At 33.8% G+C, this 22,591-nt stretch carries 18 protein-coding genes; 10 read left to right on the top strand and 8 right to left on the bottom strand.

Annotation, left to right across the window (positions count from 1 at the left end; translation table 11 throughout):
- Window positions 1–79: 79 nt before the first annotated feature.
- Window positions 80–1,486 (bottom strand): tRNA uridine-5-carboxymethylaminomethyl(34) synthesis GTPase MnmE, encoded by a 1,407-nt coding sequence (gene mnmE, locus ITJ86_RS13020; protein WP_195872082.1) that lies wholly within the window; start codon window positions 1,484–1,486, stop codon window positions 80–82.
- Between the two features lie 157 nt (window positions 1,487–1,643).
- Here mnmE and ITJ86_RS13015 point away from each other — a divergent pair, with 157 nt between their 5' ends.
- Window positions 1,644–2,798 carry a TlpA disulfide reductase family protein gene (locus ITJ86_RS13015; protein WP_195872081.1) on the top strand — a complete coding sequence of 385 codons (1,155 nt, stop codon included), beginning with the start codon at window positions 1,644–1,646 and terminating at the stop codon, window positions 2,796–2,798.
- Between the two features lie 99 nt (window positions 2,799–2,897).
- On the opposite strand, the gene ITJ86_RS13010 is transcribed toward ITJ86_RS13015, so the two are convergent.
- Window positions 2,898–4,706 carry a hypothetical protein gene (locus ITJ86_RS13010; RefSeq protein WP_195872080.1) on the bottom strand — a complete coding sequence of 603 codons (1,809 nt, stop codon included), beginning with the start codon at window positions 4,704–4,706 and terminating at the stop codon, window positions 2,898–2,900.
- 121 nt (window positions 4,707–4,827) lie between these two features.
- Window positions 4,828–5,487 (bottom strand): rhomboid family intramembrane serine protease, encoded by a 660-nt coding sequence (locus tag ITJ86_RS13005; protein ID WP_195872079.1) that lies wholly within the window; start codon window positions 5,485–5,487, stop codon window positions 4,828–4,830.
- A 59-nt stretch (window positions 5,488–5,546) separates the two neighbouring features.
- Here ITJ86_RS13005 and ITJ86_RS13000 point away from each other — a divergent pair, with 59 nt between their 5' ends.
- Window positions 5,547–6,437 carry a lysophospholipid acyltransferase family protein gene (locus ITJ86_RS13000; protein WP_195872078.1) on the top strand — a complete coding sequence of 297 codons (891 nt, stop codon included), beginning with the start codon at window positions 5,547–5,549 and terminating at the stop codon, window positions 6,435–6,437.
- An 86-nt stretch (window positions 6,438–6,523) separates the two neighbouring features.
- Here ITJ86_RS13000 and ITJ86_RS12995 read toward each other — a convergent pair whose 3' ends face one another.
- The gene (locus ITJ86_RS12995; protein ID WP_195872077.1) at window positions 6,524–8,026 is read right to left on the bottom strand and encodes an aminotransferase class V-fold PLP-dependent enzyme; all 1,503 of its coding nucleotides are present in this window, start codon (window positions 8,024–8,026) and stop codon (window positions 6,524–6,526) included.
- 110 nt (window positions 8,027–8,136) lie between these two features.
- Window positions 8,137–9,525: a phosphoglucosamine mutase gene (gene glmM, locus ITJ86_RS12990; protein WP_195872076.1), complete on the bottom strand. Its 1,389-nt coding sequence runs from the start codon at window positions 9,523–9,525 to the stop codon at window positions 8,137–8,139.
- Window positions 9,526–9,605: 80 nt separating this feature from the next.
- Here glmM and ITJ86_RS12985 point away from each other — a divergent pair, with 80 nt between their 5' ends.
- Together ITJ86_RS12985 and ITJ86_RS12980 are read left to right on the top strand one after the other, a co-directional pair.
- Window positions 9,606–10,208 (top strand): acyl carrier protein phosphodiesterase, encoded by a 603-nt coding sequence (locus ITJ86_RS12985; RefSeq protein ID WP_195872075.1) that lies wholly within the window; start codon window positions 9,606–9,608, stop codon window positions 10,206–10,208.
- A 178-nt stretch (window positions 10,209–10,386) separates the two neighbouring features.
- The gene (locus tag ITJ86_RS12980) at window positions 10,387–11,118 is read left to right on the top strand and encodes a hypothetical protein (RefSeq protein ID WP_195872074.1); all 732 of its coding nucleotides are present in this window, start codon (window positions 10,387–10,389) and stop codon (window positions 11,116–11,118) included.
- A 100-nt stretch (window positions 11,119–11,218) separates the two neighbouring features.
- On the opposite strand, the gene ITJ86_RS12975 is transcribed toward ITJ86_RS12980, so the two are convergent.
- Window positions 11,219–11,743: a hypothetical protein gene (locus tag ITJ86_RS12975; protein ID WP_195872073.1), complete on the bottom strand. Its 525-nt coding sequence runs from the start codon at window positions 11,741–11,743 to the stop codon at window positions 11,219–11,221.
- Window positions 11,744–11,906: 163 nt separating this feature from the next.
- Here ITJ86_RS12975 and ITJ86_RS12970 point away from each other — a divergent pair, with 163 nt between their 5' ends.
- Window positions 11,907–12,257: a hypothetical protein gene (locus tag ITJ86_RS12970; protein ID WP_195872072.1), complete on the top strand. Its 351-nt coding sequence runs from the start codon at window positions 11,907–11,909 to the stop codon at window positions 12,255–12,257.
- 84 nt (window positions 12,258–12,341) lie between these two features.
- Here ITJ86_RS12970 and ITJ86_RS12965 read toward each other — a convergent pair whose 3' ends face one another.
- Window positions 12,342–12,650 (bottom strand): T9SS type A sorting domain-containing protein, encoded by a 309-nt coding sequence (locus ITJ86_RS12965; protein ID WP_195872071.1) that lies wholly within the window; start codon window positions 12,648–12,650, stop codon window positions 12,342–12,344.
- A gap of 103 nt (window positions 12,651–12,753) precedes the next feature.
- The gene (locus tag ITJ86_RS12960) at window positions 12,754–13,515 is read right to left on the bottom strand and encodes an NYN domain-containing protein (protein WP_195872070.1); all 762 of its coding nucleotides are present in this window, start codon (window positions 13,513–13,515) and stop codon (window positions 12,754–12,756) included.
- Window positions 13,516–14,414: 899 nt separating this feature from the next.
- Between ITJ86_RS12960 and uvrA the strand changes: the two genes are divergently transcribed.
- The 5 genes from uvrA to ITJ86_RS12935 all read left to right on the top strand — a co-directional run bounded on the left by uvrA (window position 14,415) and on the right by ITJ86_RS12935 (window position 22,550).
- Complete coding sequence (gene uvrA / locus ITJ86_RS12955; RefSeq protein ID WP_195872069.1) at window positions 14,415–17,240, top strand: excinuclease ABC subunit UvrA; 2,826 nt, start codon at window positions 14,415–14,417, stop codon at window positions 17,238–17,240.
- A gap of 143 nt (window positions 17,241–17,383) precedes the next feature.
- Window positions 17,384–17,551 (top strand): lmo0937 family membrane protein, encoded by a 168-nt coding sequence (locus ITJ86_RS12950; RefSeq protein ID WP_195872068.1) that lies wholly within the window; start codon window positions 17,384–17,386, stop codon window positions 17,549–17,551.
- Between the two features lie 171 nt (window positions 17,552–17,722).
- Window positions 17,723–18,409, top strand: coding sequence for an LOG family protein (locus tag ITJ86_RS12945; RefSeq protein WP_195872067.1), 687 nt, complete (start codon window positions 17,723–17,725; stop codon window positions 18,407–18,409).
- A gap of 61 nt (window positions 18,410–18,470) precedes the next feature.
- Window positions 18,471–19,709 carry an endonuclease/exonuclease/phosphatase family protein gene (locus ITJ86_RS12940; RefSeq protein WP_195872066.1) on the top strand — a complete coding sequence of 413 codons (1,239 nt, stop codon included), beginning with the start codon at window positions 18,471–18,473 and terminating at the stop codon, window positions 19,707–19,709.
- Window positions 19,710–22,550: a gluzincin family metallopeptidase gene (locus tag ITJ86_RS12935; protein WP_195872065.1), complete on the top strand. Its 2,841-nt coding sequence runs from the start codon at window positions 19,710–19,712 to the stop codon at window positions 22,548–22,550. It abuts the gene before it with no gap.
- The last annotated feature ends 41 nt before the right edge of the window (window positions 22,551–22,591 follow it).

Below are 22,591 nucleotides of genomic sequence, written 5' to 3'. Positions count from 1 at the left end.
CAAATAAACAACAAATAAAAGAAGATAAAAACTTATAAAGTCAACAATAACAAGGGATTAACAAATAAAAGAAAGTAAGTTACTTCCCGATACAAAAATTAGCAAAGATATTCCCTAACAAATCATCATTGGTAATCTCACCGGTGATTTCACCAAAGTGATATAATGCTTGGCGAATATCTATAGCCAATAAGTCTCCAGACAAATCAGTGTCTAAACCATATTGCACCTTCTGAATTTCTTCAAACGCTTTTAAAAGGGCATCATAATGACGTGAATTAGTAACGATGGTTTCATTATTTCTGAGGGCACCAGTATTAATTAAATTAAGAAGTTGATTGGTTAATTGCTCAACACCAAAGCCTGTTTTTGCAGAAATAGGAATCACATTTGAACTATGTGACTCTAAATCAGTTCTTAAATTCGCGAGTTCAGAATCTGTAATCTGATCTATCTTATTCAAAATGACCAAGAGTTGCTTTTGTGGAAACTTATTCTTTATTTTTTCGATTTCAATTTTAAAAGATTCAACGGCATTACTGCCAACTGCCAACTGTGGACTGCCTACTAAAAACATCACCACTTGCGCTTGTTCAATCTTTTCAAACGTCTTTTTTATCCCAATACTTTCAACAACATCTTTAGTATCCCTAATACCTGCCGTATCTATAAACCTGAAACCAACACCTCCAATGGATATTTCATCTTCAATAGTATCTCTTGTTGTTCCTGCTATTTCTGACACGATGGCTCTGTCTTCGTTTAATAAGGCATTTAATAAAGTGGACTTTCCAACATTAGGTTCACCAACAATAGCAACTGGAATACCGTTTTTTATCACATTACCAACTGCAAAAGAATCAATTAAGCGTTTCAACACAAAGGTAATACGCTCTACAAGATCTTTAAACTGGGTTCTGTCGGCAAATTCCACATCTTCTTCAGCAAAGTCGAGTTCTAATTCAATTAACGATGCAAAGTTTAAAAGTTCTTCACGAAGCTTCGCAATTTCAGAAGAAAAGCCACCACGCATTTGCTGCATCGCTATTTGATGCGACGCTTCATTATCACTAGAAATTAAATCGGCTACAGCTTCAGCCTGACTTAAATCGAGCTTTCCATTTAAAAACGCTCGTAAGGTAAACTCACCAGCCGTTGCCATTCTACAACCTTGTCTTAAAAATAACTGAATTATTTCCTGTTGAATATAAGACGAGCCATGGCAAGAAATTTCCACTACATTTTCGCCAGTATACGAATTTGGGTCTTTAAAAACGGACACCAAAACCTCATCAATCGTTCGCTTGTCTTCAACAATATGACCTAAGTGAATGGTATGTGTGGCTTGTTGATTTAAGTCTTTACCAGAAACGGACTTAAAGCATTTTGAAGCTATCGAAATGGCTTCTTGTCCAGATAATCGAATTACCGCAATGGCACCACTACCTGAAGGTGTTGCTAAAGCTACAATGGTATCGTTATGCATATCTTATATCTTTGATGCAAAAGTATTGTAAATTATGGGATTCATAGATTAAGCGTAGTAACTTTTAACTAAATTAGTATTCGTCTAGAATTTAATCCTTTGTTTTTATATTTGTAATTCTATAATCAATTAAGAATTTTACAAAAAAAATAGAGCTATGAAAAACGTATTAATCTTCACGTTTATTGGACTGTTGTTTATAGGCTGTAAACCTGAAGAAAAACGAACAGATTACATTATTAACGGTAAAGCAGAAGGAGTCTATAATGGTGTGCGATCATATCTAAAAACGGTTCAAAAAAATGGACGCGAGCGCATTATTGATACAGCCATTGTTGTTGATGAAAAGTTCACCTTTACCGGAAAAGTACCTTATCCTACACGCTCTTCAATTTCTATAAACTCGGTAAATGGCAAGTTCAATTTTATGCTCGAAAATAGTGTAATTGATATCACAATTAACAAAGCAAACATCACACAATCTGAAATTACCGGATCCTCATCCCAAAACGATTACGAACGCTATCAAGAAGCGTTCTCAGCCACACATAATGAAACAGTAAGCTTACGGATGCAACTAAGAAACAATAGGTCTAACCGAGCTTTAGCGATGCGAGACTCTATAACAAGGTTAGCTCAATTGGCTCAAAAGAAACTTCAAGAGTTTCCGCTTAATTTTATAAAAAATAATAAAAGCAGTTTTTACAGTCTTGCTGTAATTGAAACAGAATCGGCTAAAAATAATGCCAATATAGATGAATTGTTCACGGCTTTTAACAACCTTGATTCTGAACTAAAAACATCGCCAAAAGGGGTCTCACTAAAAGTAGAATTAGAGAATCTCTTAGCTGCCTATAAGAAAAAGGCACCTGTTAATATTGGACAAATAGCACCAAACTTTACAGCTCCAACACCAGATGGAAATACAGTTAGCCTAGATGACATTAAAGGGAAAGTAACAATTATAGATTTTTGGGCAGCGTGGTGTGGTCCTTGCCGTAGAGAAAATCCAAATGTGGTTAAAATTTATAATAAATATCACGATCAAGGATTAGAAATCATTGGTGTGTCTTTAGATGGATCGCGCGCTCAGAAAAACCCAAAGCAAACGTGGATAAATGCTATAGAAAAAGACAAACTTACTTGGACACAAGTATCTAACTTGCAGTATTTTCAAGATCCTGTGGCACAGCTGTACAACATAAGGGCTATTCCTGCTACATTTATTTTAGATGCTGAAGGTAAAATTGTAGCTAAGAATCTTAGAGGATACGCATTAGAAGCAAAGGTGAAGGAGTTATTAGATCAGTAAAATAATTGCATCATTACACGTTAGTATTTAAGATAAAAAAAAGCCTCTACAGTAGTTGTAAAGGCTTTTTTAATTTCGGATGTATTCTGTTTAGCAGCACTAAACCTTATCCAACTGAGGTATTGACACAGCTGTCAATTCTTCTTTATAAAATTGAAGTTCTTTTTGTATGGTATCATAATTTAAAGATAAAGCTGTAGCAAACAAATCTTGATAATAACCAATACCATCAAATAGATGGCTTTTAAATGCCGTCCATTTTCTAATTTGTTTAGCCGTTAAATCTTCAGAAATTGTGGCGATTTCATTTTTTAAATAATCCACATACATTTTCAATTCTTTTACAAACATATTTGGACGATCTATATTTGAAAGCACCGTAGTATTTCCGTTAATATGCTGCATCATTTGAGACAATGATACTTCTTTATCAAAATAAGCCATATTGGGTCCTGGACAAATAACAACTCCTTGCTCCTGACCTTTAATATCAATCTCGTTTTCCAAATAAGACGCATTTGCCAAACCAACACAAAGACATGCTTTTTCGGTTATTTTAGCTTTTGCATTTTCAAAAGTACTCGGCGATACATCATCTTTTTTAGCTTTTAATTCTTGTAACTTAACATCTTGGTATTTTTTTGATGCAGTACAAATCCCTTCGGCCCCAAACTCCTTACTTAACGCCAAAAATTTCTTAGGACAAGCACTGCCTGCTTTATTATTTGCAATACGTTTTTGTTTATGAAACTCGTTCGTCGTTCCTCTTAAGGTATTAAATGGCACACCTAAAGGCGAAATTCCACTTAAATACAAATCCGTTTCTTTGGCTTTACTTAATAAATCTCGCGTGTGTTGATCTACAGATGTCGCCTCTGGAACTAATAAAAACGGTGTTCCCCAACCAACGGAATCAACGTTATAATTATTGAGTAAAAAAGCATGCTCTTCTGCTGTACCAACACCTCCTTGAACCGTAATTTTTAATTCTAAAGGTTGCTCAGGAACAACAAATTCTTTTTGACTTAATCCTTTTACATACACATCAAATGTGTCTTGTATTAATTCAGATTTCTTCGTTTTAAACTCTTCCAAAATCGGACCTAATAAAAAGCCTTCAGTAGCAAAAGCATGACCACCACAATTTAAACCAGATTCTATTCTATATTCTGAAACCCAAAGTCCTTTTTTAGCTAAAAACTTGCCTTGAATAGTTGCCGAACGGTAATCACTAACTTTTAAAATGATTTTCTTTTTCAACTGACCATTCGCATCTGGAAAAAAGTCTTTAAAGTTTTCAAAGTAACTGTATAATCTAGGATTCATTCCTGCAGAAAGTACAACCGACGAACTTAAATTACTATTCGCAAAACCACGCAGTGATGCATGCGCATCATTGAATTCCGTTGGTAATTGATCACCTTTAACAAAGTTATCTTTATCGACTTTCGTCATGATATTAACATCAATGTCACCAGCTCTTAAATGTGTTTCGAGGTAATTTTTAACGGTATCCTTAAATGCGATACCTTCTTGTAATAAATTGGAAAGCCCTTCCTTAAAATCCGAAGTATGTGGTAACGTCGCTATAAAATTTTCTAAAGCTATCTTATTTTCGGAAAGTTCTGTTTTAAATTTCGAAAATTTATCTTTAACAATGGTATCTGCTAAATTTAAATATGATGTGATGCGTTCTGCACGATAATCTTGTGCTTTCTTTGTGATTTCTTGATAAGGTAAGTTGAATTTTTTACTATAAAAAGCATTCATTTTTTCTATAAGTTCATCGTCTATAATTGAGACTACAGACGAAATACCATATTGCGCCACTCGGATAGGACTATCAATAGTATATGCTAAACCCATAACCGGAATATGAAAACTATGGAGTGATTTTGTTAAAGCCATCTTCTATTTTTTTTGTTTAAAAATTGAATAAGCAACAAAGATGATTTTAGTTTTCACATCAAAACATGACTTTTGTCATACCTTGTTATTCTTTATTTCACTAAATGATAATGTATTTACATCATTTTAATTTTCCTGTTTTATACAAAACAAAAAGGATAATAATAGGAATCGCTAACAAGCCTACATAACCTAAGTTGGTTGTAAATAAGCTTGGCATCATTATTAAAGTGACGACATAACCTCCAACGGCTCCACCAAAATGGGCATCGTGACCAATATTGCCAATCCGTTTTTTCATTCCATAAATAGAATACAATAAATAGCCAATACCAAACACATAACCTGGAATTGGAATCGGTATAAAATACATATACAAGTTCATATCTGGTCGCAATAAAATGGCTGCATACAAAATACCTGTTACAGCTCCACTGGCACCAATAGCACTGTACCACGATTCATCTTTATGAAAATATAGTGATAATAAATTCCCAAAAATTAAACTCGCAAAATATATGACTATAAAGTTGAAAGATCCTAGTTTCATAACCACTGCATCTGCAAAAAAGTACAGCGTAAACATATTAAATAGTAAATGTGTAAGATCGGCATGTAAGAACCCAGAACTTAACATTCTAATCTGTTCTCCACGTTTTATACTGCCAACATTAAACTTAAAGCGCTCAAAAAAACCACGATCTTCAAAGCCTTTAAAAGACATAATAACGTTAGCAACAATAATTACAATAGTTACTAAACTTATACCTAAATTGTCCATAAACTCTAATTCTTATAATTCAAATATATATATTTGTGCTTAATTGCAATCATACTTTAATGCAACTTATTGCTTATATTTTAGTTTACCCAATTCTTTGGTTAATATCAATATTACCATTTAGATTACTTTATGGATTTTCGGATATTGTATACTTTTTTATGTATAGAATTTTTGGCTATAGAAAATCTGTTGTAAAAGAAAATCTACGATTGGTTTTTCCGGATAAATCAGAACAAGAAATAGCATCTATTACAAGTAAATTTTATCACCATTTTTGTGATATGATGTTTGAAGCTATAAAATCATTGACGATATCTGAAGCTGAAATGAATAAGCGCTTTAAGTTTTCTAATGTTGAACTCATTAACGATTTAGAAAAAAAACAGCGAAGTATTATATTAATGTGCGCCCATTATGGGAGTTGGGAATGGATTTTTATTTTGCAAAAACATATAAAGCACAAAGGTTATGCCGTATACAAACGCCTAACTAACAAGCATTTTGACAAATTAGTAAAACGTATTAGAGCCAAATATAATTCTCACCTTATCACCACTAAAGAAACCTATGGAGTTCTTCTGGAAAGTAAGAAAAAAAGAGAATTAACCATCAACGGATTCGTTTCTGACCAAACACCTAAAGCGAATAAAGCTTTTCATTGGAATGAATTTATGGGCATAAAAGTACCAATGCATACTGGTGCCGAAATATTGGCTAAAAAATTAGACATGGCGGTCGTGTTCTTTAGCGTGAAACGAATTAAGCGTGGTTATTATGAAACAACGTTTCAAACCATAACTGAGCACCCAAAAGAGTTTAAAGACTACGAAATTACAGACCTATTTTTTAAACTGGTTGAAAAACAAATTTTAGAGGCTCCTCAATATTATCTTTGGACACATAGACGTTGGAAACATAGAGATAAAGTACCTACTGAATTTCTTTAACGCTCATTCCTTCAAAAAGGAATCTTGATATGCTTTATTTTCTCGCAAAGGCGCAAAAGACGCAAAGAAAAAATAAAATTCTAAAATTACATATTAAACCAAGCATCTACATCAATGGCAGAAGATGGCTGATTAACTAGCGTTTTGTGAATAAACTCATTATTACACTTAGAGTATTTATAGTCCTTTGCCCAAGCTTCGTGATTTTTGGCTAACTCTAAAATACTTTCACAGACATAGTTAATTTCTGCATTTGTCGTTGTTGGGTGAATAGACATACGAATCCAACCTGGTTTTCGAATTAAATCTCCAATAGAAATCTCATTGGTTAACTCGTTAGACATTTGCTGATCTACATGTAATAAGAAATGCCCATATGTACCAGCACAACTACAGCCTCCACGTGTTTGCACACCAAACTTATCATTCAATAACTTTACCGCAAGGTTAAAATGCAAATCGTCAATATAAAATGAAATCACACCTAAGCGATCTTTATGCTGACCTGCAAGGATATTAATGTTAGAAACATCGCCAAGTTTATTAAATATAATTTCAACCAATTCATGTTCGCGCTGCAACATCTTATCCACTCCCATTTGGTCTTTTAAACGAATAGCAAGTGCTGTTTTTATCACCTGGAGAAATCCTGGAGTACCTCCGTCTTCTCTATCTTCAATATTATCAATGTACTTATGTTCTCCCCAAGGATTGGTCCAACTTACGGTACCTCCACCAGGACAATCGGGAACCATATTTTTATACAATTCTTTATTAAAAACCAAAACACCAGAAGTCCCTGGACCTCCCAAAAATTTATGTGGAGAAAAGAAAATGGCATCTAATTGTGCGTCACTATCAGTAGGATGCATATCCATATCGACATAAGGTGCAGAACAGGCAAAATCTACAAAACAAACTCCACCATGTTGATGCATTAATTTAGCCACATCGTGATGCGGAACCTGAAGACCTGTAACATTCGATCCACCAACAACAGAAGCAATTTTTAGTGTACAGTCTTTATATTGATGTAACAAGGTTTCTAAATTTTTTAAGCAAAATAAACCGTCATCATCTGGCGGAACAACTTCTACTTTTGCCATAGTTTCTAACCATGTTGTTTGGTTAGAATGATGCTCCATGTGCGAAATAAAAACGACAGGTTTCATTTCTTCCGGAATGTTGGTAAACTCCTTTAAATTCTCTGGCACTTTTAATCCCAAAATACGCTGAAATTTATTAATCACACCTGTCATACCATTACCAGAACAGATTAAAATATCATCTTCGTTAGCATTGACGTGATCTTTAATAATCTGCTTTGCTTTATGATACGCTTTAGTCATTGCTGTACCAGAAACCGTTGTTTCTGTATGTGTATTAGCTACAAAAGGACCAAAATCATTCGATAATTTCTCTTCAATAGGTCTGTATAAACGACCTGAAGCTGTCCAATCTGTATAAATGATTTTTTGTTCTCCATAAGGCGAATCAAACATTTGGTTTTGACCAATTATATGTTGTCTAAATGAATTAAAATAAGCTTCTAATTCTGTAGTTTCTGTAGTATTTGTTTCTAAAATCATACTTCTGTCATTTTTAATTGAAATGTCACAATGCGTGCAGTCGAAATGTCTCAAGTCAAAACACTCATAATGGCATTCAAATTATAAGTGTTGAGTTTGTTTTAAAGCCACTAAATATTAGCGATAGCTTTAATCTCTCCAATAAATCTATCCGCTAAAGAATCAGCCGCTTCTTGTGAAGGAGCTTCTGTATAAATTCTAATAATAGGCTCTGTATTACTTTTACGAAGATGTACCCAACTATCTGCAAAGTCAATTTTAACTCCATCAATGGTGGTTAAATTTTCATGACTGTAATTTGCCTCCATTGTTTTTAAAATACCATCGACATCTAAACCTGGAGTTAACTGAATCTTCTTTTTACTCATAAAGTAATTTGGGTAGCTTGCTCTTAATTCACTCACTTTCATCTTCTTTTCAGCTAGTAAACTTAAAAATAACGCTACGCCAACTAATGCATCACGACCGTAATGAGATTCTGGATATATAATACCACCATTACCTTCACCGCCAATAACCACATTGTTTTTCTTCATTAAAGTAACAACGTTGACTTCACCAACAGCACTTGCTTCATACGTTCCACCATGTTTTTCAGTAACATCGCGCAAAGCACGTGTAGAACTCATATTACTTACTGTATTGCCTGGTGTTTTGCTTAACACGTAATCTGCACAAGCGACTAAAGTATATTCTTCACCAAACATCTCACCAGTTTCATCCATAAAGGCTAAACGATCCACATCTGGATCGACTACAATTCCGAAATCAGCACGTTCTTTAACCACTGCTTTTGCTAAGTCTCCCAAATGTTCTTTTAATGGCTCTGGATTATGCGGAAAGTGACCTGTTGGATCACAGTATAATTTTACAGGTTCAACTCCTAAGCGTTCTAGTAATAAAGGAATAGCGATGCCTCCTGTAGAATTTACACCATCAACAACCACTTTAAAATTAGCACCTTTAATGGCGTCTACATTGACTAAATCTAAGTCTAAAACTTCATCGATATGAATATCAATATACGCATCGTTAATGGTGATTTTCCCTAAGTCGTCGACCTCAGAAAAATCCATGCTATTTGAATCTGCGATCTCTAATATTTTCTGACCTTCTTCACCATTTAAAAACTCCCCTTTTGCGTTTAAAAGCTTTAAAGCATTCCATTGTTTTGGGTTGTGACTTGCTGTTAGAATAATACCTCCATCTGCATGTTCTAAAGGCACAGCGATTTCAACAGTTGGTGTTGTAGACAATCCTAAATCAATAACGTGGATACCAAGACCAACTAAAGTATTCATCACTAAATTCTGAATCATTTCTCCCGAAATACGAGCATCACGACCAACAACTACGATATAATTCTCTTTATTACGTTGTTGTTTTATCCAAGTCCCATAAGCTGCTGCAAATTTTACCGCATCTATTGGCGTTAAGTTGTCGTCTACTGATCCTCCAATAGTACCTCTAATTCCTGATATTGATTTTATTAACGTCATGTATAATTCTATTTTTAGCAAATATAAATAGATATACCGTTTTTAACTATTTTGTGATTATGAATTTGTAATTTCGAACTATGAATTTTCTCGCTCATATTTATCTTTCAGGAGACAACGAACTCATCGCCATTGGCAATTTTGTTGGCGACGGAGTTAGAGGTAATAAATATAAATTATACCCAACAGAAATACAGATTGGAATTCAACTGCATCGTCGTATTGATACCTTTACAGATGCTCATCCCCTTTTTAGACGATGTACCAAACGCTTACATAAAGGGTACAGCCATTATAGCGGTGTGATTGTTGATATATTTTTCGATCATTTTTTGGCCAAAAACTGGACGACCTATTCCGATATTCCGTTAGACATATATATCGCAGATTTTTATAACAGTCTAACTAAAAACATAGACCTATTACCACCTCGTTTTCAAAATTTAGTTCCGATAATGATAGAAGGCAATTGGCTACTGAGCTATGCGACAATTGACGGTATTCAGATTGTGCTTAATGGCATGAACCAAAGAACCAAAGGCCGTTCTAAAATGAATGAAGCTACTAAAGAATTAAAAGAACACTACGATGCTTTTGAATCCGACTTTACATTGTTTTTTGAAGAACTGATTGAATTCAGTAAAATGAAACGTATTGAACTTGAAAAGCAGTTTTTAGAGTAATAGAAAATATGAAGCATTCACAAAAACCGAAATAAAACATTATATGTGGATGAATAATTTCCTAATAAATCGATTTGTCTCGATAACTATTGGGATTGATTCGTTTTGGGACAAGACAAAATGAACAATACCGTTTAATTTTAAAGTAAATTTACAGAAAATATAAAAGCATAACCCTGTGGCTAAATCATCTAAACTTAAAAAAGCACTTAAAATAATCGGAGGACTAATTGTATTCTTCACGTTACCCACACTCCTACTCTTCGGCTTTATGTACTTAAAATACAATGAAGAACTACCAACAGGTCAACAAGGTGCTGAAGCAGACCAACTCGCTGAGAAAATGCTTGACGCATTGGGAGAAGACGCTTACTTAAATACTGATTATTTAGAATGGACATTTAAAGGACGGCATCACTATAAATGGTATAAATCCGATAAGTCTTGCGAAGTGTACTGGGATCAGCTTACTGTTATTTTAGATTTAGAAAACCGAAACAATTCAAAAGTATTTGTAGCAGAACAAGCGTATAATGGAGTTGAAAAACAAGATTATATTGCTAAAGCTGAAAACTACTTTAATAACGATTCCTTTTGGTTGGTGGCACCTTACAAAGTTTTTGATGCTGGTGTAGAACGTCGTTTGGTACAAACAGAAGATGATAATAACGCACTTTTAGTGACGTACACCTCTGGCGGAACAACACCAGGCGATTCCTATTTATGGCATTTAGATGCCTCTGGAAAACCAAAAAGCTTTCAAATGTGGGTAGATATTCTTCCTATTGAAGGCATAGAAGCCACTTGGGAAAACTGGATTGTTACAGAAAGTGGCACTGAACTCCCAACCTTTCATAAGTTTTTATTTTTGGGTATAGAGATTACTGATGTTAAAGGGTTGAATCTCTAATACTTTTGTTTTTAGTCTCGGAAATGTCAGAAACGGGAAGTTATTGAGTTTTAAGAGTGTAAACACAACCTATCTCTTTAACTGTGACATCTGCCGTAAACTACTTACTTCGCTGTCCAACAAACTGCTGACTTTTCAACTTGAATAATACATTAAAACTGGTTAAGCTTCCATAGCTTCGTGTAATGTATTGTTGTAAATCTATCTTTTCTTGTTCTTCAAGATTACTTGAATTTATCTTTTGTTCCATAACTCGTAAACGATCGCGAACCATAGTGATTTTACGAAAGAAAGTATCTATAGGTAATTCGTTAGATTTTAAATTAGAATCACCTGGTTCCATAATCAGTTTTCCACCTTTCCATTTGTCTGCAATGCTTACAACTTCTGAAACATCAGACCAATTTTTTAAGATGGACTTTAAACTACGCTCTACTTCATAAAAGCTAATGGTATCAACTTCGTCTTCTGCGGCTTCAATCACTTCAAACGCTGCATCTAAATCTATAGTTTCTAATCCATTATCTATAAAGGTAACCCAATAGTGTTTTGATGTCACATTAGTAACAACTCCTTTTCCATATTCTGAATGGTTAATTCTCGACCCTATTCCTAGTAATTTCATAATGATTTTTATAATCTACATGGTTATTTTAAATGTCTAAAATAAGAAAAAATATAGGCCAAAATTAATCGTATTAAAAAATGTTAAGAATTATTAAAAGTCACTTATAACATCTATAAATCTTCTTATTTTTATCATATAAACAATATAAATCTATTTTTTTATGAAAAAACTACTTTTTACACTTTTATGCTTTACATTTTTTTTAACGGCTTCGGCACATAATGAGCCTAAAGTTGGAGATGTTTTAACGGTTAATACGCCATCTGCTGAAGGCTTTAATCATATTGATTTTCCTAAAGCGAATATTTTAATTAAACGCGGCGTTGTAACGCAATATAAATCTATTAATAATAATGACGTCGTTGTTTCTAATGTAACAACTGACAATAACGGATCTACGACTGTAATCCTTAAGAAAAAAGATGGCACTAAATTCTTTGGTTTTTTAAATAAAGTTAAGGCGAATTATACAAATGCCATTTCAGCTGGAGAGCTTAAGATTACTAAATAACACTTTGCATTTCTAGTTGATAACAAAAAAAACTTAGTCTAAAAAAGACTAAGTTTTTTTGTTATTAGATTTCACTAAATCTCACTAGTCCTTAACAACTCTAAAACTATGCTGTCCTTCTTCGGCAAATAGTTTTACGATATAAATACCAGATGTAAATTCTGAAACATCTAACTTTACTTGCGAACTTGTTGTTGCCCTGTGTAACACCTCTTGCCCTACAATATTGTCTATTTTAACAGCTGTTAGTGCCGACTTATAATCAATATTCAAAACGGCTTTTGCAGGATTAGGATAAACGGCTAATGCGTTTTGTTCAAACTCATCAACACTTAATGGCGCAAGGTTTAATGTAAAATCTAAGGCCTGACCGTAGCCGGGTTCAATCCCCATTCCAAACACATCAAACATTATCCCACATGAATCTATCTCTGCAGGAGAGGTTCTTTCTTATTGAAAACAAGACACACCACTGAATAATTTAAATTACCTAAACCTATTTCTTTTTACGTTTTGGCTTGTCTTCTTTTAGTTTTACAAAAATCAGTTTTGAGCGTCCTTTGGAATCTTCGCGTCGTTCTATTTCAAAGGCTGAAATTGAATTAATTAATGGCGTTAATTTCTGAAAGCCGTAGTTTCTAGAATCAAAATTTGGCTGTTTCTTTTGCAGCAAACTTCCCACATCACCTAAAAAAGCCCAACCATCATCGTCTGCTACATCATCTATAGTTGTAGCAATAAGTTTAATATCCTTTGCTGTAATATTATCATAATTACTCTTAGATGGCGTAGATTTTGTCGTGGATTCTAAAGCACTTTCTTCTGTTATATTTTTAAGGATTTCTATATAAATAAACTTATCACAAGCCACTATAAATGGACTTGGTGTTTTCTTTTCACCTATACCATAAACTTTCATTCCGGCTTCGCGCAAACGTGTTGCTAATCGCGTAAAATCACTGTCACTAGAAACTAAACAAAACCCATCTACTTTTTCGGAATACAAGATGTCCATGGCATCAATTATCATGGCTGAATCGGTAGCGTTTTTACCTGTGGTATATCCATACTGTTGTATTGGTGTAATCGCATTTTCTAATAAAAGGTTTTTCCATTTAGACAAATGTGGCTTGGTCCAATCACCATATATACGTTTAATCGTTGGATTGCCATACTTTGCAATTTCTTCCATCATTTCTTTAACATAAGCTGATGTTATATTGTCTCCATCTATTAGAACTGCTAATTTAATATCCATAAGTATTGTTTCTGTTATTTCTGTCGATATAAAGGTAAGGGCTTTAAACTAAAAAGCCACGTAAAATGACGTGGTTTTATTATAACATCGCTATGGTATTGATTTCTTTATTATGTAAGGATATTCTGTGTTTAAAATGAGAAACTAAATTCCATTCAAGTGATGTATAAAGTATGAGCTGTCCTTCAAAAAAGAAAACACAGTTGTTTTTTATCAGGAAAACCACTTAAAATCGTGACTTATAAGAAACTCATGCTTTTTTTTCTTAAATTTAAACCATTAACGAATTAACTAAGCATGAATTTTACAAAAAAAATAGGCCCTCTCAACATTTTTATTATGATGCTCTGTGCATTAATTATCATCGTTGCTTTATATTTATTCTTAAGAGGTGATCAGCATCATGCAATCTTTATTGGTTTATGGGCACCTACAATTCTCGCTTTTACTATCTTTTTAAAACAAATATTGAATGGAGGCCAATGAAATAATGTTATCGTTTTCGATATTTGTATCGATTTGTGTTGTGGTTTGGGCTGTTTTAGTCATTCGTACATACAATAGGATAGGCGGAGATAAATAATTCCCATTTTTTAATTGATAAACCTATTAATAGTCATACTAATGCCACTTTATAACATAGAGTTAATTGGTTGATAATATTTTTCAATCACTATTATTTTTATGCTGTTTCTGTACTTTACATTTGGTAGAGTTAACTCCGTTATTCCGTGGTTTAGAAATAAATCTTAGTTCTAATCTCTAAAAGCGAAGCGGTATTAAATCAGATAACGAATAACAATCCTTTGCAATAAGATTGCTTTATCATTCTCCCTCTCAATGACATCTAGAATTTGTATCTTTGCAACTTTGCTAAAAACGAGAGGATAAATCTAAATATGAGCCCATTTAACGATTCCATTGAAGTACAAGGAGCACGTGTTCACAACCTAAAAAACATTGATGTTACCATTCCACGCGAACAATTAGTGGTTATTACTGGTTTGTCAGGAAGTGGAAAATCGTCCTTAGCTTTCGATACTATTTATGCCGAAGGACAACGTCGTTATATTGAAACGTTTTCGGCCTATGCACGTCAGTTTTTGGGAAGTTTAGAACGGCCAGATGTCGATAAGATTGATGGACTCTCGCCTGTCATTGCCATAGAACAAAAAACAACAAGTAAATCGCCACGCTCTACTGTTGGGACGATTACTGAGATATACGATTTTTTACGATTACTTTATGCCAGAGCTGCTGATGCCTATAGTTTTAATACGGGTGAGCAAATGGTAAGTTATAATGATGAACAAATAAAAGACCTCATCTTAGAAGCTTATAAGGGCAAACGGATTAATATCTTATCGCCTGTTATTCGCTCTCGAAAAGGGCATTATCGCGAATTGTTTGAGCAAATAGCCAAGCAAGGATTCGTAAAAGTGAGAACTGATGGAGATATTGTTGATCTTGAGAAAGGTCTAAAACTAGACCGTTACAAAACGCACGATATTGAAATTGTTATTGACCGACTTAAGATTGACGACTCCGACAACAATGAAAAACGGTTAATGGAAAGCATTAATACAGCCATGTACCATGGAGATGATGTACTAATGGTTATTGACCAAGACACCAATGAACCTCGTTTTTTTAGCCGGAATTTAATGTGTCCTTCTACTGGAATTTCCTATCCCAATCCAGAGCCTAATAATTTTTCATTCAACTCACCAAAAGGAGCTTGTAATAACTGTAATGGTATTGGAGAATTGTATGTGGTGAATGACAAAAAATTAGTTCCAGACGAATCGCTATCTATAAAAAATGGCGCTTTAGCACCACATGGTCCGCAAAAGAAAAGTTGGATTTTCAAACAGTTTGAAACCATTGCACAACGTTTTGAATTTTCGTTAAATGATCCTTGGGCCGCTATTCCTGAAGAAGCGAAACAAATAATTCTTAAAGGTGGAAAAGATAAGTTTACAGTTGAAAGCAAACTCTTAGGTGTTGCTCGCGATTATAATATAGATTTTGAAGGTGTTGCTAATTTTATTGAAAGTCAGTACAACTCAGATTCTTCGTCTTTAAAACGATGGGCAAAAGAGTATATGGACAAAGTCACCTGTCCAGTTTGCGATGGTTCTCGTTTACGCAAGGAGTCACTTTATTTTAAAGTGGATGGCAAAAGTATTGCCGATTTGGTAAATATGGATGTGATAGAGTTAGGCAATTGGTTTAATGGTTTATTAGAACGCTTATCTCCCAAACAACAACAAATTTCTGCCGAAATTATAAAAGAAATTAGAAGTAGAGTTCAGTTTTTACTCGATGTAGGGCTCACCTACCTCAGCTTAAACCGAAGTTCTAAATCCTTATCAGGAGGAGAGGCACAACGTATAAGACTAGCCACACAGATTGGTTCGCAATTGGTTGGTGTACTCTACATTTTAGATGAGCCAAGTATTGGTTTACACCAACGCGATAACGAAAAATTGATTAACTCTTTAATCTCATTACGCGATGTTGGTAACTCTGTGATTGTTGTTGAGCACGACAAAGATATGATAGAACGTGCCGACCACGTGATTGATATTGGGCCATTTGCAGGCAAACATGGTGGTGAAATTATTAGCGAAGGCACACCAAAAGAATTAGTATCTCAACACACACTCACTGCCGCTTATCTCAATGGTGAAAAGGAAATTGAAATTCCGAAAACTCGACGTAAAGGCAATGGTAAAAAACTCATTTTAAAAGGCTGCACAGGGAATAACCTGAAGAACGTTGATGTCGAGTTTCCGTTGGGAAAAATGATTGGAATTACAGGCGTTTCTGGAAGTGGGAAATCGACATTAATTAACGAAACCCTCTACCCTATTCTTAATGCGCATTATTTTAATGGTGTTAAGGTACCAATGCCTTACAAAAGCATTAAAGGCTTAGAGCATTTAGATAAGGTTATCGACATTAACCAATCGCCAATTGGTAGAACACCACGAAGTAATCCAGCAACCTACACCAAAACTTTTGACGAAATACGCAAGCTATTTGCTATGATACCAGAAGCCATGATTCGCGGATACAAACCAGGTCGTTTTAGTTTTAATGTAAAAGGAGGACGTTGCGAAACCTGTCAAGGTGGTGGTTTGCGAGTGATTGAAATGAATTTCTTACCAGATGTATATGTGGAATGTGAAACCTGCCAAGGCAAGCGTTTCAATCGTGAAACTTTAGAAATTAGATATAAAGGCAAATCGATTAGTGATGTGTTAAATATGACGATTGAAGAAGCTGTCAATTTCTTTGAGCATATTCCTAAAATTCACAGAAAATTAAAGACCATTAAAGATGTTGGTTTGGGCTATATTACTTTAGGACAACAAAGTACCACACTGTCAGGAGGAGAAGCACAGCGTATTAAGTTAGCGACAGAATTGAGCAAACGCGATACAGGAAACACCTTTTATATTTTAGACGAACCCACAACAGGTTTACATTTTGAAGATATTAGAGTGCTTATGAAAGTACTTAATAAACTTGCCGATAAAGGCAATACGGTCTTAATTATAGAGCACAATCTCGATGTTATTAAAACCGTAGATTATATTATTGATATTGGTTACGAAGGTGGAAAAGGCGGTGGAGAAGTCGTTGCTAAAGGAACACCTGAACAACTCATAAAAGATAAGAAAAGTTATACGGCTCAGTTCTTAAAAAAGGAAATGTAGAAGGGATTTATAGCCGCTGAAAGGCTATTGGACAATTAATTCTAACTTGTATCATAATATTGTTAACTCGATTACGATAAAAATTAAAACGCTATCGGTTTAATTCATAACTTGATAGGACTAACACAAAAATCCTTAACATTATGAAAAGTATTCTTTGGCTTGTAGCCGTAATTTGTATCGTAGTATGGTTGCTTGGATTATTAGATATAATTCCTGGTATGAGTAGCAGTAGCCTCATTCATGTTTTATTAGTGATTGCAGTAGTTGTTATTTTGTACAATATTATTTCTGGTCGAAAACCACTATAAATACTAAATAAATTAAATTCACAAGCGTATCTCAATATCTAGGTACGCTTATTTTTTTTGTGTTTAAATACCTATTTCAATCATTTTAACTTAACTTTGAAAGTCTTTAATTAAGACAAAGCCATATTGACGTATGGCTTTTATATTGTTATAATAAATTAAATTGATTTTATGCATACAGAAAGTAACAGTAAACGATGGAATGAAATAAAAACAAACGACTCATGGGCGATTTTTAAAATCATGGGAGAGTTTGTAAACGGTTATGAAAAACTGAGTAAAATAGGACCTTGTGTTTCTATATTTGGATCAGCACGTACTAAACCAGATCATAAATATTACAAATTAGCAGAAGAAGTGGCTTCAAAAATTGTAGAACATGGCTATGGTGTTATTACAGGTGGTGGACCAGGAATTATGGAAGCTGGTAACAAAGGAGCACATATTGCAGGCGGAACCTCTGTAGGATTAAATATAGAATTGCCATTTGAACAACACGATAATCCTTATATAGATTCTGATAAGAGTTTAGATTTTGATTATTTCTTTGTTCGCAAAGTCATGTTTGTAAAATACTCTCAAGGTTTTGTTGTAATGCCTGGTGGTTTTGGAACTTTAGACGAACTTTTTGAAGCGATTACTTTAATTCAAACACACAAAATAGAATCCTTTCCTATAATTTTAGTTGGAAAAGAATTTTGGGGAGGTTTAATAGATTGGATAAAAACCACCTTAATAGATGCCAAAAACATTAGTGCTGATGATTTAAACCTTATTCACCTTGTTGATACTGGAGATGAAGTCATTGATATCCTTAACGATTTTTATAAAGAATACGATCTTAGCCCTAATTTCTAAGAACATCTAAATTTCTCCCTTCACTGCTATGAAAAAGAAGTTTTTAGGTTGTCTTATAATTATGCTATTTACAATAGCACAAGTTTCTAGCCAAGAAACTATTAAAGTGATGTTTTATAATTTACTCAATTATCCATTAGAAGATGCTGTTCCTAATCGGTTAACAGACTTATCTTATATACTTTCGGATTATGAACCCGATTTATTTTTGGTTTGTGAGCTTAATAATATTACTGGTGCTATTGATGTTTTAAACACTACAAAATCTGCTATTGATACCAATTTTGAAATGGCAACGTATGTCTCTAATACGTCTGATGATTCTTATGGCGATCAAAATGACCTACAGAACTTATTGTATTATAATAGCACAAAATTCAGCTTAGAAGAAGAAATAATTGTTCCAACCTATTTAAGAGATTTTAACGTGTATCGTCTACGACTAAACACTACAAATCACAATACAAACCCAACAGATATCTATGTTGTTGTCTGCCATTTAAAAGCTTCAAGCGGAACTGCGAATGCTCAAAAACGGGCAGAAATGGTTTTAGATTTAGAAAACTATTTAGACACCTTACCATCTGATAGTAAGGTGATTTTGGGAGGTGATTTAAATGTTTATACGGCAACCGAAGCAGCATTCCAAAACTTACTAAGTGATAGTAATGCTATAACGTTTACAGATCCAGCCAACCGCGTGGGTAGTTGGCATAATAACACCAATTATATTGATGTATTTACCCAATCGACACGTACACAAACAGGAATGGGCGGAGCTAATGGAGGATTTGACGATCGTTTTGATTTTATATTAACTTCTAAAAACATGGCGAGTACAGCTGATGTTACGTATGTACCAGAATCTTACCAAGTATATGGCAACAATGGTTTAGTGTCTTGTTGGAATAAATCTATTAATTCGACTGAATGTGAAACCACAGACTCACAATTTTCGTATACATTAAGAAATCATTTACACAATTTTAGCGACCACTTACCCGTTACATTGTCTTTAGAAACCGATGCTACATTTTTAAGTGTAGATCATTTTCAATATTCATCGCAGTTTAGTTTGGATGCTACGCTTATAAACGATAAACTTGTTGTTACTAATGATGCCGTAGAATTATATAACCAAACGTTAATAATCCACAACAGTATGGGCCAACAGGTAAAAACATTTCAAATGAATTCTGATACTAAACACTACATTGATGTTTCTGATTTACAAAGTGGCTTATATTATTTAGCTACACCTCATACTAATTTTAATCCTCTAAAGTTTATTATTCTCTAATTGATTAAGCACCTCATTATAACAGTCCTCTTCGTTGTTTTTGGCTACACTATTTCAGCTCAAAACACCATGACTGTTGCTGCAGATATTAATGTAGACACCAAAACTATTTCAGTATCGCAGACCATAGTGTATAAGAATGAAACAACTGATGTGCTCAATACTATTTACCTCAATGATTGGAATAATAGTTACTCTACAAAATCGACACCATTAGCCAAACGTTTTGAAGAAGAGTTTAGCACTAAATTCCATTTGGCAAAAAATGAAGAACGCGGTTTTACAGTAGTAACTTCAATTAAAAATGAAACAGAAACACTATTAGAATTTGATCGTCTTAAAGCACATCCTGATGTTATAAAAGTCGATTTAGAAAACCCGCTACAAGCTGGTGAGTCTTACACCTTACATCTTAACTACCAATTGTTAATTCCTGATGCAACGTTTACAGATTATGGGGTAACTAAGACCAACGATTTCGACTTAAAATATTGGTACATCACTCCTGCTGTTTACGATGGCGAATGGCATTATTACAGCAATAAAAATCTAGATGATTTATTTATTCCAAAATCCGATATAACCCTTAGTATTACACATCCAAGAAATTATAAAGTAACGTCTGAGCTCAACTTTAACGCTACAACTTTTAACAACGAAAAGAACACACAAACCACTATTTTAAGTGGAAAGGATCGAACAGACACCTACTTATCGCTTTATAAATTTCCATTGTATAATTTTGTTCAAACTGATGACTTTATAATCGTATCAGACATCAAAGAAAAAGGCTTACCAGGACCTGTAAAAGCATTAATTACCGATAAGATTACACGTTACCTTACAAAACATCTTGGTACGTATCCGCACAAACAATTATTGGTAACGTCTATTGATTATCAAAAAGACCCGTTGTATGGTTTAAATCAATTGCCTCCGTTTTTCCGTCCGTTTCAAGAGGACTTTCAATATGAATTAAAACTTCTCAAAACCGCATTAAAAAAATATATTGATAATGTTCTGTTGCTTAACCCAAGAAAAGAGCATTGGTTAAGTGAAGGACTTCAGGTGTATTATTTAATTAAATATGTTGAAGAGAATTATCCAGACGTAAAACTATTGGGCACCTTAGCCGATGTTTGGGGCATTAAATCGTTTCATGCTGCAGACTTAAATTTTAATTTTCAGTACTATCTATATTCCATGGAAATTGCTCGAAAAAATAGAGATCAACCTTTAACCACGTCTAAAGATTCTTTAACGAAGTTTAATACAAATATTGCTGGTAAATACAAAGCAGGAATAGGTCTTAACTACTTAGATCAGTTTATGGACGATACTAGTTTATCTGATCACATCACCGACTTTTTAAAGTCAAAACAATTAGAATCGGTTGCCTTATCTGATTTTGAAACGTTTATCAGCTCTAAAACTTCAAAAGATATACGTTGGTTTTTTACCGATTATTTAAACACTAGAAAAAAGATAGATTTCAAAATCTCATCTGTAAAAACCTTAGAAGATTCTTTAAAATTAACCATAAAAAATAAGCGCGATAATACCATGCCTATTTCACTTTTTAAATTAAAAAATGATTCGGTAATTGGAAAATTATGGGTAGAGAATATACAAGACACTAAAACCATTACTTTAGCAAAAGACAGTACAGATAAGTTTGCTTTAGATTATAATAACGTGATTCCAGAATACAATCAGCGCGATAATTATAAAGCTACACAAGGCTCGTTTTTAAACAACAAACCATTTCAATTACGGTTATTTAAAGATTTAGAAGACCCTAATTACAATCAGATTTTCTTTATGCCATTGGTTGAGTTTAATAATATCTATGACGGCTTAACTTTAGGCACAAAAGTGTATAACAAAACGTTGTTAAGAAAGCGATTAAACTATCGTTTTTCACCACAATATGCTACAAAGTCCAAAACACTCACAGGCTCTACGTCAATATTTTACACGCACAATTTTGAAGATCAAAATCTTTTTGATATTACATATGGTATAACGGCAGGTTACCAATCCTTTGCTACGGATGCCTTTTTTACTAGAATTAGACCAACTATTGCATTCAGCTTTAGGGATGATTCTAATTTTAGATCTCCTCAAACGGATCAAATAATGGCGCGTTACGTGAGTATTAATCGAGAACTTGGTGAGGATGCAACCGTTTTATTAGAGGAGCCAGATTATGGCGTGTTTAATTTAAGATACACGCATTTTAGTCCTGGAGTTATTAATTATTCTAGATTATCAACAGATATTCAGGTTGCCAATAAATTCAGTAAGGTCTCTTTTAATTATGAGTTTAGAAAACTAACACAAGGCAACCGAAATATTAATTTTAGATTTTTTGCTGGCGTTTTCTTAAACAACAAGTCTGACCCCAATTCTAATTATTTTAGTTTTGCTTTAGACCGTCCAACAGACTATCTGTTTGACTTCAACTATTTAGGTCGCTCAGAAGCTTCAGGAATATTTAGTCAACAAATTATTATTGCCGAAGGTGGCTTTAAGTCTAAATTAGAAACTCCGTTTGCCAATCAATGGATGACAACCGCCAATTTTAGCACTTCTATTTGGAGATATATTCAAGCTTATACGGATATTGGATTAGTAAAAAACAAGTACGTCGACCCTAAATTTGTTTATGATTCTGGTATACGTTTAAATCTTGTTGAAGATTATTTTGAGATCTACTTTCCTATATATTCTAACCTTGGTTGGGAAGTTGGTCAACCTAACTACGACCAACGCATCCGATTTATGTTTACGGTAGACCCACAAGTACTTCTTGGCCTTTTTAGGCGAAAGTGGTATTAACAGATTCTTATTGAAATGTTGAAATCACTAATTTATTTCAA

The organism is Winogradskyella marina (assembly GCF_015645385.1).
Taxonomy (GTDB): domain Bacteria; phylum Bacteroidota; class Bacteroidia; order Flavobacteriales; family Flavobacteriaceae; genus Winogradskyella; species Winogradskyella marina.
Note: the sequence above shows the minus strand (reverse complement) of the source record. Positions and strands in the feature narration are given on the sequence as shown.

Excerpts from the sequence above, each read along its gene's own strand:
- mnmE (WP_195872082.1), bottom strand. The coding sequence starts at position 1,486 with ATGCATAACGATACCATTGTAGCTTTAGCAACACCTTCAGGTAGTGGT.
- ITJ86_RS13015 (WP_195872081.1), top strand. The coding sequence starts at position 1,644 with ATGAAAAACGTATTAATCTTCACGTTTATTGGACTGTTGTTTATAGGC.
- ITJ86_RS13010 (WP_195872080.1), bottom strand. The coding sequence starts at position 4,706 with ATGGCTTTAACAAAATCACTCCATAGTTTTCATATTCCGGTTATGGGT.
- ITJ86_RS13005 (WP_195872079.1), bottom strand. The coding sequence starts at position 5,487 with ATGGACAATTTAGGTATAAGTTTAGTAACTATTGTAATTATTGTTGCT.
- ITJ86_RS13000 (WP_195872078.1), top strand. The coding sequence starts at position 5,547 with ATGCAACTTATTGCTTATATTTTAGTTTACCCAATTCTTTGGTTAATA.
- ITJ86_RS12995 (WP_195872077.1), bottom strand. The coding sequence starts at position 8,026 with ATGATTTTAGAAACAAATACTACAGAAACTACAGAATTAGAAGCTTAT.
- glmM (WP_195872076.1), bottom strand. The coding sequence starts at position 9,525 with ATGACGTTAATAAAATCAATATCAGGAATTAGAGGTACTATTGGAGGA.
- ITJ86_RS12985 (WP_195872075.1), top strand. The coding sequence starts at position 9,606 with ATGAATTTTCTCGCTCATATTTATCTTTCAGGAGACAACGAACTCATC.
- ITJ86_RS12975 (WP_195872073.1), bottom strand. The coding sequence starts at position 11,743 with ATGAAATTACTAGGAATAGGGTCGAGAATTAACCATTCAGAATATGGA.
- ITJ86_RS12970 (WP_195872072.1), top strand. The coding sequence starts at position 11,907 with ATGAAAAAACTACTTTTTACACTTTTATGCTTTACATTTTTTTTAACG.
- ITJ86_RS12965 (WP_195872071.1), bottom strand. The coding sequence starts at position 12,650 with ATGGGGATTGAACCCGGCTACGGTCAGGCCTTAGATTTTACATTAAAC.
- ITJ86_RS12960 (WP_195872070.1), bottom strand. The coding sequence starts at position 13,515 with ATGGATATTAAATTAGCAGTTCTAATAGATGGAGACAATATAACATCA.
- uvrA (WP_195872069.1), top strand. The coding sequence starts at position 14,415 with ATGAGCCCATTTAACGATTCCATTGAAGTACAAGGAGCACGTGTTCAC.
- ITJ86_RS12950 (WP_195872068.1), top strand. The coding sequence starts at position 17,384 with ATGAAAAGTATTCTTTGGCTTGTAGCCGTAATTTGTATCGTAGTATGG.
- ITJ86_RS12945 (WP_195872067.1), top strand. The coding sequence starts at position 17,723 with ATGCATACAGAAAGTAACAGTAAACGATGGAATGAAATAAAAACAAAC.
- ITJ86_RS12940 (WP_195872066.1), top strand. The coding sequence starts at position 18,471 with ATGCTATTTACAATAGCACAAGTTTCTAGCCAAGAAACTATTAAAGTG.